Origin of the sequence: Novosphingobium rosa NBRC 15208, assembly GCF_001598555.1 — a bacterium.
Classification (GTDB): domain Bacteria; phylum Pseudomonadota; class Alphaproteobacteria; order Sphingomonadales; family Sphingomonadaceae; genus Novosphingobium; species Novosphingobium rosa.
Genome location: NZ_BCZE01000068.1, coordinates 34,623 through 43,574, shown reverse-complemented (window position 1 = coordinate 43,574; position 8,952 = coordinate 34,623). Strand labels below are relative to the sequence as shown.

The window sequence follows — 8,952 nt, the reverse complement described above, 5'->3', positions numbered from 1 at the left end:
GCCTATTTTCGCGGTCTGGCGAGATAGGTTCAACGGCACAAAGGGCGCTGGCGTGGCCGTATCAGCCTGCGCGGGCTCTCGCGGCGGGGCCATATCGCCCGCCGAGGCTTCATCGCAGGCCGGTAGCGCCAAGGTTATGGCCAGCGCCGCGATGGGCATCGCCAGCAGGCGCGCTTGCCGCGCGCCGCGCGCAGGCATAGGGGTGTCATCAGCTTGAATCATGGCTTCTCTCCATGGTTGCAGGTCAGGGCGGCAAGGGATCTTCGACCATCCCATGTCGCCCGCTTCCTCAAAATTTGAAAATCTACGGCGCGCAGTTTTCACGCGGCAAAAATCTTCTTCTTAGCCATGATCTTCAAATCATCAGCATGAGAATTGATTGCAGACAAATGCATTTGTGCCCGTTCTTCAGGATCTTGGCCTTCGAAAAAAGAAAGAAAAGATCCGCGCCATTTCACATATTCTTTTACAAAATCATCGCCTAAATATATTAGATTGTTTTCAAAAACTTCATTTAAAGCACCAAATTTCTCACTAAGCCCTCCCAAATGCTCAATATATTTATCTTTCCCAAAATATGAATTTTTATCTAAATTCTCAAATTTATAATGATAAGCAAGTAGGGTGCATGCATTGTGGAGCTTGTGCCACTTACTAAAAAAATCAGAAAAAATCTCTCTTTGAATATCAAATACTTTATTTTTATAGTATTTTTTCAAATCAAGATTTAGCAAGTGCTCCGCTGTTTTTACAGCGTTTCTTTGATTGAGATAACCACCAAACCATATCCCAACCAGAGCCGACGCTGGTGAAACGAAGCCAAGTAAAACGCTCGCCTCCAACATAATCCCTCCGATCAAATCAGTGCATGCCGCGGATCTCGTTTCGCGTGGCCTCTGCGATGAAGGCGCTCCGCGTCAGCTTGCGCTGGGCCGCCGCCGCATCGATGTCGGCCAGCGTGCCGGAATCCAGCGACAGATTGACGCGGACGGATCGGGTGGAAACGCTCAGGCGCGGCACGGCCAGCAGGAACGCACCCTCGGCCAGATCATCGGCCACAACCGCCAGCACCTCTTTCAGGCTGCGCGGCGTGACCTCCTGCGCATCCTCGAACCACAGCGTCAGCGCTTCGGTGGCCATGGGCAGCAGCTCATCTTCAGTATCGGCGGCGGAAAAACATCCGGGCAGATCAGGCCAGCTGATCCCATAGGAGCTGTCTTCTTCCTTATGCACCAGGGCGATATAGGTCTTCATGTGGGTTACCTCCGGGGCGGTGGGGAGCCCTTAACAATCATTATCTAGGCGGGTAGCTGGCCCTTTTCAGAGCCAGCCAGCATCTTTAGCGATTTTGCGAGCCGTGCCGGTTGGCAGGTCTTTCTTGGGGTGAGGAACAACCAAGTGCTGACCGTCTTTGCGGAACTTGTGGTGGGAGCCACGGGTGGAAATCTCTTCCCACCCTTCCGCCAGCAGGCGCTTGATGATCTTGGTGCTGTCCCGTTCCATGCGTACATATATACACACTGGAACCGAAGGGCGCAAGCAGAGTTGTGTAAATATTTGCGCATCATTTTGCCAAATGGCTGAGATACCCTGATACCTCCGGGGCGTGGCTCAGATAAAGGTGCGCTCCACCGTAAATGTCGAGTGTCCAACGCGCTACCGCAGTAACATCCTTTGCAAGCTTTATTTTATTATATGTATCAACTACAAGAGATTTAACTTTGACAGCAGCAGCTTTGGCAACATTGTTGACGTCTGCATCTAGTTCTAAATTTTCCAAGGCCTTGTAAGCTACAATAATTTGTTTGAAATCACCAATAGGGGCCAGCCATCCGACAAAATTTACATATTTGATATCAAAAAGGAATTTCTTCAAACCTTCGATGAGGGCCGCGCGTATGATATCGTGCTCTTGAAACTCGTGTTCGCCCAGCCACTGCAGAAGAGTTTCAACTTCTGCTCTAAACTCATCCAACTCATCTCCATCCGGCACCTCGTATGCCATTTCATACGAGAAGCTGGACGCAATCATAGCGATAGTGTCCAGGCAATCTTCTTTGAGATATTCCCGATTAACTAATTCCCATGGGTTTTGTAGACCACCCATAGAAAAGGCATTCGAGGTTAACACTATCGAGTTAACAATACGCGCCTTTGTCGAAGCGGGCACGTTTAAGGACTCTACCGCAAGCTTCAATCGGTGAACCCGTTCATTTATAGCGGCTATGACCCGCCAAAATTCGGACGATCCTTGCTCAACATCAAATCTCACCGCAAGATAAGTGATGCCGGCAGAGCTACTATTCTCTTTCAGTCCCACCAGACAATCATAGTAATCTTGTGCAATGTTAGTCAGCTTGCTCAAAATAACCCCCAATTATCTCAGCGAGAAATCCAATTGCTGATGCGATCCTGCCGGAAAAGGCGGCTTGCACGCTTCTCCATGCAAAACCCCTCGATATAGGCGCCGCGCTTTGACCATTGCCGGATGTGCCGATCCGTGATCACGCCATCGGCATCGACATATTCAAATTTGGCCCATGTCCCAGCATTTTGGATTGACGGATCATCAATGCTGGTAACCCACGCGTCACGCGAAAGCCAATCTTGCCCGTGAGCGTTGAGCTTGCGAGGCTCGGCGCCTTGAATAGCTCCGAGCCGTTTTTGTCTTGCGGCCCTTGTACGCACATCAACTTCTTCCGGTGTGCGGTCAGGATTAAGCGATGCTGCTCCGGCCCGTGACGCGGCAGCTTGGGATTTTAGCAGAGCAGCCATTTCCCCAGCCTTCTTCCAGGCGTGGAATGGGTTCCATTCCATAGTCGGCCTCCCATAGGTCGAGAAATGAATATTCACATCAGAACATTGGACGGGCCATCACAAAATACCGTTCAACGTCATCAACACGCCGCAGCCAAAGCAACCAAGGGATAGAAACAAAGTCACAATTGCGCCCCAAAGCGTGCGAGTGCCTTGGACTGTATGCTTTTGCGGCTCTTCAATCCCCCCCGCCTCAATCATGCGCGATTGAGCATTCTTTAGGCGGTAATAAGTTGTCATCATAAATTCCGCTTGGGAAAAATAAGCGAAAAAGTGCGCTATCAAGGCTAAGAACAATCCCAACCCAAAGAGACCGACACCACATTTCAGAAAGGAAGAGTCAGCGACGTGACCTTTATTGCCAACAAACGTCAGCAACCCGATAATCGAGCCGCCATTAACAAGGATCATGCTCTTGAGCGCAGACAAGCCTAGCTGGCTCTGCACATCCATCCGGTACATGACCTCTTTCGACTGCTGATCAAAGTCGCTAGCCCAATAATCTGGCTTCTCCATCTTCGCCCCCTCTGATGTCGCCCAGGTTGAGTGGTCACATTTTGCGGACAATAGCTACCACACGCCCCAGCACATGCATCTCGCCGTCATAGGCTGTGCGATTTGGCGCCAAGGGATTGTCGGCCAGCATCTCCACGCCGCCATCGGCCAGAGGCTCCAGACGGCGGATCGAGCCGCAATTGGCATAGGCGATGAACCAGAATTTGGATGCGACCGTGATGGACTGCTGTGAACAGTCGATAAACAGCAAGTCACTGTCACGGATAGTCGGTTCCATCGAATCGCCGATCCCTTGGGCGAACAGCAGGTTTTCGGGTGCCGAGTTCGTATAGGCCCGCAGCCAATCCCGGTCGAAACTCCGGATCATCTCGGTGACAGGCACGTCCAGATAGGTTGCCCCCATCCCCAGATTAAGGTCGATCTCGCGCACTTGCACGATGTTGAGTTGCTCTGCCAAATTCTCCGGGGTCGGAACTGGTAAGGCTCCGGCAGAGGGATCATCTGTATCGCCCATCAGAAAGGCAGCTGTGGTGCCGAGCAGATGTGCGATCTTATGCAAGTGCTTAGAGCCCTGAGACGGCTCATTCAGCAGCTTCCAAATGGTGGCCTGAGACACTCCGACTGCGCGCGCAAAAGCGCTCTGGCCGAAGCCATGCTGCTTCATCAGAGATTCGAGTCTGTCATTCCTAAACACGAGCCTATCGTAACAACCTTGGTTGTAGGCATCGCTAATCTTTTTCCGTTTGACGGACCTACAGCTTTGGTTGTAATCATCGGTCATGGATACCACTCCCACCCCATTCGAAGCGCTGGAGCAGGCGGTTTTACGCGCAGGCGGGCAGTCCGCTCTCGCGCGGATCTGCAAGGTCAGCCAGACGGCAGTGTGGAAATGGCTTCAGAGTTCGAAGCGCCTTCCGTCTGAACACGTTTTTGCTGTCGAAGCGGCCACCGGCGTTCCCCGTTATCTCCTGCGGCCAGACATCTACCCGCGCGACATGCCGCCAGCACCGCGCTGGTTGGGTGTCGATCAGGATGCGGGCCCAATCGTATTTCCCGATTCGCGCACCAGAAACGGCAATCGCCTGACCTTTTTGGACACGCCTGCGCGGAGTGCCGCCCGGTGACCAAACAGCGTGATCCCCTCACCCCCTATCGCGCCCTGTGCCGCATCGAAGAGGTGCTGGGCTGGGATGGCATTGCCACTATCATCAGCAAGAACGTGTGGCATTGCCGCAAGATGTCAGACCCTGACACCGGGCGGGAACTGTGCCTGCAAGATGCCATCCGGCTTGATGCCGCCTTCCAGCGCGCGGGCGGCGTCGGCTTCCCGCTGATGGAGGCCCATTTTGCTCAGCTGGTCCTCACCACCGATCCGGGTGTTGCAGCGCCGCTGACAGGCGCCCTCACCAAGGCGGTGAAGGAAAACGCGGAAGGCATCGCCGCCGCGCTCGCCCTGGTCGAAGATGCCAGCGATCCGAAGGTGCGCCGCAAGGCCATCAAGGAAGTCGAGGAAAGCATCGAGGCCTCGCTCTCCCTGCTCTTCCACATCAAACATGGGGTTTCTCAGTGAGCGCCTTTGTGCCGACCGAAGAAAATCTGCCTGACCGCGATGGTGAACTGTGCTGCCCGCATTGCCGGTGGCGCGCGACCCGCCGCACAAGCCGCCCCATCGTGGTCACCCTGCGCGAGATCTATTACCAGTGCAGCAACCTCGCGTGTGGCCATACGTGGAAGGCCAGTCTGGTCTACGATTACGGGTTGGTCCCCAGCGCCATCCCCGATCCCAAGGTCAACCTGCCCCTCAAACCCATGGACCGCCAGACCGTCATGACGGCCAAGGCTGACGCCAAGGCCGACCCCAACCAACCACGCCTGTTTGACTGGCCCGGTGGGCCCAGCCCCGCAGCGGCCTAACCACCAGCACCATCCAAAACCGATGATTTTCAACGGCCCGCAAAGGGCCGAGGGGGAAGCTTTGTCTAAATTTATCGCGCCAGCGCCGCTGAAGCGCAAATCCGCCATGCGGATCGCCACCCTGGAAGCGCTGGTCACCGCCATGGAAGACGCGCTGGACGCCAGCGGCACCCTCCTCATCAAGGCGAGTGTCTACGGCGAACTGTCCGACGAGGCGAAGGAGAGCATCCGCGCCCAGATCGCAGAAAATTCGGAACTGCAAGGCATCGCCCAATACCATCTGGAAGAGGGCCGCGCACAGTGAGCCTTCAGCAAGAAATCATCAACGGGCTCAAGGACGAGTTCAAATTCAAGACGCTCGGCAAGGAATGGTTGCAGGGGGGCAAGTGCCCGGATTGCAAGCAGACCACCGTGTTCTGCGCCGCCGTCGATCCCAAGGTGGTCCGGTGCGGGCGGTCGAACGAATGCCGGTGGGAAGACACTGTGCGCAACCTGCTGCCCGATCTGTTCGAGGACTGGTCAAAGCGCCACCCCCGCACCGAAGCCGAGCCCAACGCGGCGGCTGACGCCTATCTGAGCCATGAGCGCGGCTTGGACCTGATGCTGCTGCGCGGCAGCTATACCGAAGAGCTGTATCAGGACTATAAAACACGCGCCACCGGCGCCACGGTGCGCTTCCGCATCGCCGACACCTATTGGGAACGCATCATCGACCGCCCCGGGCGCTTCGGGAAGAAGGCCCATTTCGAGCGCGGCGGCACCTATGGCGGCCATGTCTGGATGCCGCCGGTCACCAGCATCGAAAAGCTGGCACAGGCAGACGAGATCCTGATCACGGAAGGCATCTTCGATGCCACCGCCATCACGCAGGTGCATCGCCACGCCGTGTCGGCCATGTCGACCAGCAACTACCCTGACCGCTTCCTTGCCGATCTGCGCAGCGAATGCGTGCGAGCAAAGCGCCATGATTTCCCCCGCCTGGTCTTCGCCTTCGATGTAGGCCGGGCCGGTGTCGAGGCCACGCGCGACTATGTGAAGCGGGCCAAGCGGGACAATTGGGAAGCCGAGGCGATGCAGGTGCATCCCGACGGCGAGGGCAAAAAGCTCGACTGGAATGACCTGCTGCTGCGGCACGTCAACTGGAAGGGTAACCCTGAAAAGGCACCTCTCAGCGATACCGCCTTTGAAACCTACCGCTACAACGGCGCGATCACCATCGCGGAGACGGCCCATGCCAAGGGCAAGCTGATCGCTGCCCGCCGCGCGGAGCAGGCGAAATCGGCCACCTTCTACTTCCGCCACAACAACATCACCTATTGGGCCAAGGTCAAATCGGACGATGACGATGATGATGGCGGCAAGAAGAGCCTGAGCGGCAAGGTTCACGTCGAGCAGATCGCCAATTGCGCCTTCCGCCTGCTCTACCGCGAGCGGGACGATATCAAGAATGAGACCCGCTATTTCGCGCGGATCGACTTCCCAGAGGGCCAGTCGGAAAAGGCCACGCCGTTTTCCAACAGCGCAATCTCCAGCGTTGGCGAGTTCCGGAAGACGCTGGCCCTGCATGCCAGCCTCTACACCGGCACCGCCGAGCAGCTTGACCGCATCATGCTCAACCAGCTGCGCGGGCTCAAGGTGGTGCAGCCCATCCCCTTCACCGGCTATTCGCGGGACCATAAGGCGTGGGTGCTGGGCAATATCGCGGTCCACAAGGGCGCGACCCACAAGCTGAACAGCGAGGATTACTTCGATTTCGGCAAATCGGCGGTCAAGCTGCTCAGCCGCAAGCGCATGCTGGATCTGTATTACGATCCCGACCAGCTGAAATTCGACTGGCTTCCGCACCTCTGGACGGCATGGGGCCCGAAGGGGCTGGTGGCGCTGGCCTTCTTCACCATGAGCCTGTTTGCGGTGCAGATCCGCGACAAGCACAAGTCGCTGGGCCTGCTGGAGATCACCGGGGAGCCCGGCGCGGGCAAATCGACCTTGATCGAGTTCCTGTGGAAGCTGCTGGGCCGCAACGGCTACGAGGGCTTCGACCCGAACAAGGCGACCCCGGCGTTTCTGGCGCGCAGCTTCCTGCAGGTGTCCAACCTTCCGGTCGGGCTGGTCGAGGGCAAGCGCGGGGAGGACGACAAGACGCCCCACATCAAGGCGTTCGATTATAACGAGCTGCTGGTGCTGTATAATGGCCGCTCACCGCGCGGCACCGCCCAGAAATCCAACGATTACGAGACGAACGAGCCCGATTTCCTCGGCAGCGTCTATGTGATGCAGAATGAGCGCATCAACGGCATCCCGGCGGTGCTGCAGCGCCTCATGTCGATGAACATCGACAAGTCCAACTGGTCGGCGGAAACCAAGGCATCGGCGGTGAAGCTGGAGCAATGGCCCAGCGAGGAGGTGTCCGGCACGCTGATCCATGTCGTGCGACAGGAAGCCAAGTGGCTGGAATTCTTCTTCGAACGCTTCAGCTACCACGATGAAGAGATGCCCAAGCGCAAGCCGGGCCTGTACGAAGCGCGCCCGATCAAGTGCCACAGCCAGCTGGCCGCCGCCGTCGAGGCGCTGGCCGGTCTGTTCCCCAGCAAGCTGGCGCAGTCGTGGATCGACCAGACCGTCGCCTTTGTCGATGCCATGGCGCTCGACCGCCAAACCAGCGCCGGTGGCGACCATCCGCTGGTGGTCCGCTTCTGGGAACTGATCGATGCGCTGCTCGACCGGGAGAAGGCGACGGAAAAGGGCACTGGCCTGTCCATCAACCAGTCGCGCAACAGCAAAACCACGATGGCGATCCGCCTGACCGACTTCGAAATCAAGTGCCGCAATGCCGGGCTGACCCTGCCCGACATGGACAAGCTGAAGAAGGTGTTGAGCAGCAGCAAGAACCCGAAATTCCTTGCCCAGAAGAAGGTGAACAACCCCGACGGCAAGGTGGTGGCCTGCTGGGTCTTCGAATGGAAGGGCGACGAAGCGGAGGGCCGGATCATATGACCGCGCACCCCCGCTACAGCCGCCCGGCGCCGGTCGATTATGCCCGGCTTGAGGCGCCCACCGCCTTCCGCGTGTGGCAGGGCATCGAGAGCGAAGACCCGCCCTATGAGCAGAACAACCTCTCCGCCCTGCTGGGCATGGCCGAAAGCATGCTGGCCACCCGGCAAAGGCGCTCTCCCGAGCTGATCGCCGGTGGCGCCATGGATGCGGAATCGGCCCGGGCCGAACTGGCCGCCGCCGCCGATCTGGTGACCGACTGGCGCTGGATCGTCACCGGCGAAGGCCAGCCCGCCGATGCCGCCAGCCTGCCGGCGCGCCGCGAACTGCTCGATCAGGCCCTGCGCACCATCGCCGCCATCGCTCGCGAGCGCGACGGCTTCTCCACCGCGCTGGAGCAGCAGGGGCACCTTGTGATCGCGATGCGCTGGCACCTCGAAGAGGGCCGCCGGACGCATGAGATCGCCGCCTTCAACCACGAAAGCCGCCGCATCGCCGCGCAGGCCCAGCAGAAGGATCTTGCCCGTGCCGCTTGAGCTCCACTCCCACGGTTGCCCCTGCGAGCGCTGCCCCGCCGCCCAGCCTCACCCGGACGACAGCCGCTTTATCCCGCGCTGCCTTCCCATCGCCATCCCCCTCTCCGGCGTCCTCTGGATCGCCCTCTGGGCCGCTCTGGCCTGCCTTTTCCCCGACGCTTTCGCCCACTGAAAGGAT

15 protein-coding genes are annotated in these 8,952 nt (G+C 58.0%); 7 read left to right on the top strand and 8 right to left on the bottom strand.

What is annotated here, in order from left to right; all coding sequences use genetic code 11:
- The 8 genes from SR3_RS22880 to SR3_RS22860 all read right to left on the bottom strand — a co-directional run.
- On the bottom strand, positions 1–222 hold a 222-nt coding region (locus SR3_RS22880), incomplete at its 3' end, for a hypothetical protein (RefSeq protein ID WP_218018875.1).
- A gap of 98 nt (positions 223–320) precedes the next feature.
- A complete protein-coding gene (locus tag SR3_RS31565; protein WP_157099057.1) occupies positions 321–845 on the bottom strand; it encodes a hypothetical protein in 525 nt (174 codons plus the stop codon).
- A 16-nt stretch (positions 846–861) separates the two neighbouring features.
- Positions 862–1,254 carry a type II toxin-antitoxin system HicB family antitoxin gene (locus SR3_RS22875; RefSeq protein ID WP_068091063.1) on the bottom strand — a complete coding sequence of 131 codons (393 nt, stop codon included), beginning with the start codon at positions 1,252–1,254 and terminating at the stop codon, positions 862–864.
- Positions 1,255–1,320: 66 nt separating this feature from the next.
- The gene (locus tag SR3_RS30815) at positions 1,321–1,503 is read right to left on the bottom strand and encodes a type II toxin-antitoxin system HicA family toxin (RefSeq protein ID WP_084455844.1); all 183 of its coding nucleotides are present in this window, start codon (positions 1,501–1,503) and stop codon (positions 1,321–1,323) included.
- 61 nt (positions 1,504–1,564) lie between these two features.
- Positions 1,565–2,365 carry a hypothetical protein gene (locus tag SR3_RS31560; RefSeq protein WP_157099056.1) on the bottom strand — a complete coding sequence of 267 codons (801 nt, stop codon included), beginning with the start codon at positions 2,363–2,365 and terminating at the stop codon, positions 1,565–1,567.
- Positions 2,366–2,382: 17 nt separating this feature from the next.
- Positions 2,383–2,817, bottom strand: coding sequence for a hypothetical protein (locus SR3_RS31555; RefSeq protein WP_157099055.1), 435 nt, complete (start codon positions 2,815–2,817; stop codon positions 2,383–2,385).
- Between the two features lie 57 nt (positions 2,818–2,874).
- Complete coding sequence (locus SR3_RS22865; RefSeq protein WP_068091060.1) at positions 2,875–3,333, bottom strand: hypothetical protein; 459 nt, start codon at positions 3,331–3,333, stop codon at positions 2,875–2,877.
- A gap of 34 nt (positions 3,334–3,367) precedes the next feature.
- A complete protein-coding gene (locus SR3_RS22860) occupies positions 3,368–4,114 on the bottom strand; it encodes a LexA family transcriptional regulator (RefSeq protein WP_157099054.1) in 747 nt (248 codons plus the stop codon).
- Here SR3_RS22860 and SR3_RS30810 point away from each other — a divergent pair.
- From SR3_RS30810 to SR3_RS22830, 7 genes are read left to right on the top strand one after another with little or no spacing between them, the layout of a single operon-like run.
- A complete protein-coding gene (locus SR3_RS30810; RefSeq protein WP_084455843.1) occupies positions 4,113–4,457 on the top strand; it encodes a transcriptional regulator in 345 nt (114 codons plus the stop codon). The genes SR3_RS22860 and SR3_RS30810 overlap by 2 nt on opposite strands.
- Positions 4,454–4,903 (top strand): hypothetical protein, encoded by a 450-nt coding sequence (locus SR3_RS22855; RefSeq protein WP_068091056.1) that lies wholly within the window; start codon positions 4,454–4,456, stop codon positions 4,901–4,903. Before SR3_RS30810 ends, SR3_RS22855 begins: the two co-directional genes overlap by 4 nt.
- An 8-nt stretch (positions 4,904–4,911) precedes the next feature.
- The gene (locus tag SR3_RS22850) at positions 4,912–5,247 is read left to right on the top strand and encodes an ogr/Delta-like zinc finger family protein (RefSeq protein WP_218018874.1); all 336 of its coding nucleotides are present in this window, start codon (positions 4,912–4,914) and stop codon (positions 5,245–5,247) included.
- Positions 5,248–5,269: 22 nt separating this feature from the next.
- On the top strand, positions 5,270–5,551 hold the full coding sequence (locus SR3_RS22845; RefSeq protein WP_068091054.1) for a hypothetical protein: 282 nt from the start codon (positions 5,270–5,272) through the stop codon (positions 5,549–5,551).
- Complete coding sequence (locus SR3_RS22840) at positions 5,548–8,241, top strand: toprim domain-containing protein (RefSeq protein ID WP_068091051.1); 2,694 nt, start codon at positions 5,548–5,550, stop codon at positions 8,239–8,241. The genes SR3_RS22845 and SR3_RS22840 overlap by 4 nt, the downstream gene beginning before the upstream one ends.
- Positions 8,238–8,774 carry a hypothetical protein gene (locus tag SR3_RS22835; protein ID WP_068091049.1) on the top strand — a complete coding sequence of 179 codons (537 nt, stop codon included), beginning with the start codon at positions 8,238–8,240 and terminating at the stop codon, positions 8,772–8,774. Before SR3_RS22840 ends, SR3_RS22835 begins: the two co-directional genes overlap by 4 nt.
- Positions 8,764–8,946 carry a hypothetical protein gene (locus SR3_RS22830; RefSeq protein WP_068091048.1) on the top strand — a complete coding sequence of 61 codons (183 nt, stop codon included), beginning with the start codon at positions 8,764–8,766 and terminating at the stop codon, positions 8,944–8,946. Before SR3_RS22835 ends, SR3_RS22830 begins: the two co-directional genes overlap by 11 nt.
- The last annotated feature ends 6 nt before the right edge of the window (positions 8,947–8,952 follow it).

Excerpts from the sequence above, each read along its gene's own strand:
- SR3_RS31565 (WP_157099057.1), bottom strand. The coding sequence starts at position 845 with ATGTTGGAGGCGAGCGTTTTACTTGGCTTCGTTTCACCAGCGTCGGCT.
- SR3_RS22875 (WP_068091063.1), bottom strand. The coding sequence starts at position 1,254 with ATGAAGACCTATATCGCCCTGGTGCATAAGGAAGAAGACAGCTCCTAT.
- SR3_RS30815 (WP_084455844.1), bottom strand. The coding sequence starts at position 1,503 with ATGGAACGGGACAGCACCAAGATCATCAAGCGCCTGCTGGCGGAAGGG.
- SR3_RS31555 (WP_157099055.1), bottom strand. The coding sequence starts at position 2,817 with ATGGAATGGAACCCATTCCACGCCTGGAAGAAGGCTGGGGAAATGGCT.
- SR3_RS22865 (WP_068091060.1), bottom strand. The coding sequence starts at position 3,333 with ATGGAGAAGCCAGATTATTGGGCTAGCGACTTTGATCAGCAGTCGAAA.
- SR3_RS30810 (WP_084455843.1), top strand. The coding sequence starts at position 4,113 with ATGGATACCACTCCCACCCCATTCGAAGCGCTGGAGCAGGCGGTTTTA.
- SR3_RS22860 (WP_157099054.1), bottom strand. The coding sequence starts at position 4,114 with ATGACCGATGATTACAACCAAAGCTGTAGGTCCGTCAAACGGAAAAAG.
- SR3_RS22845 (WP_068091054.1), top strand. The coding sequence starts at position 5,270 with ATGATTTTCAACGGCCCGCAAAGGGCCGAGGGGGAAGCTTTGTCTAAA.
- SR3_RS22835 (WP_068091049.1), top strand. The coding sequence starts at position 8,238 with ATGACCGCGCACCCCCGCTACAGCCGCCCGGCGCCGGTCGATTATGCC.